This is a genomic window from Pseudoalteromonas sp. Z9A5, from assembly GCF_011378875.1.
Classification (GTDB): Bacteria; Pseudomonadota; Gammaproteobacteria; order Enterobacterales; family Alteromonadaceae; genus Pseudoalteromonas.
Genome location: NZ_WTLC01000025.1, coordinates 1 through 1,349, shown reverse-complemented (window position 1 = coordinate 1,349; position 1,349 = coordinate 1). Strand labels below are relative to the sequence as shown.

Here is a 1,349-nt window from a genome sequence, read left to right as displayed (position 1 = left end):
TTATCGTTACTCATGTCAGCATTCGCACTTCTGATACCTCCAGCATACCTCCCGGTACACCTTCAACGGCTTACAGAACGCTCCCCTACCACTCAGAATAAATTCTGAATCCGCAGCTTCGGTGCATAGTTTAGCCCCGTTACATCTTCCGCGCAGACCGACTCGACCAGTGAGCTATTACGCTTTCTTTAAAGGATGGCTGCTTCTAAGCCAACCTCCTGGCTGTCTGGGCCTTTCCACATCGTTTCCCACTTAACTATGACTTTGGGACCTTAGCTGGCGGTCTGGGTTGTTTCCCTCTTCACGACGGACGTTAGCACCCGCCGTGTGTCTCCCGGATATTACTTTACGGTATTCGGAGTTTGCAAAGGGTTGGTAAGTCGGGATGACCCCCTAGCCTTAACAGTGCTCTACCCCCGTAAGTATTCGTCCGAGGCTCTACCTAAATAGATTTCGGGGAGAACCAGCTATCTCCCGGTTTGATTAGCCTTTCACTCCTAGCCACAGGTCATCCCCTAACTTTTCAACGTTAGTGGGTTCGGTCCTCCAGTTGATGTTACTCAACCTTCAACCTGCCCATGGCTAGATCACCGGGTTTCGGGTCTATACCTTGCAACTATTCGCCCAGTTAAGACTCGGTTTCCCTACGGCTACCCTATTCGGTTAACCTCGCTACAAAATATAAGTCGCTGACCCATTATACAAAAGGTACGCAGTCACCCAACAAGTGGGCTCCTACTGCTTGTACGTACACGGTTTCAGGTTCTATTTCACTCCCCTCACAGGGGTTCTTTTCGCCTTTCCCTCACGGTACTGGTTCACTATCGGTCAGTTGGGAGTATTTAGCCTTAGATGATGGTCCACCTATATTCAGTCAAAGTTTCACGTGCTCCGACCTACTCGATTTCACTTAAAATGTCTTTTCATGTACGGGACTATCACCCTGTATCGTGGCACTTTCCAGAGCCTTCCATTAACACATAATAAGCTTAAGGGCTGTTCCGATTTCGCTCGCCGCTACTTTCGGAATCTCGGTTGATTTCTTTTCCTACGGGTACTTAGATGTTTCAGTTCTCCGCGTTCGCTTCGTTAACCTATGTATTCAGTTAACGATACCTGCAAGCAGGTGGGTTTCCCCATTCGGAAATCCTAGTCTCAAGTGCTTTTTACTAGCTTGACTAGGCTTATCGCAAGTTAATACGTCCTTCATCGCCTCCAACTGCCAAGGCATCCACCGTGTACGCTTAGTCACTTAACCATACAACCCAAACGGGTCTTTGTTTTGTGACAGTTTAACTTCGCCAGAAGTCAATATTGAATACTAAAGTAGATACCAATCAATCAACTCA

General features: G+C 47.7%; 1 rRNA gene (running past one end of the window). It reads right to left on the bottom strand.

Going from position 1 to position 1,349, the window contains the following annotated elements:
- Nucleotides 1-1,258 (bottom strand): 23S ribosomal RNA (locus GQR56_RS21365) (it extends 1,710 nt beyond the left edge of the window).
- Nucleotides 1,259-1,349: the final 91 nt, after the last annotated feature.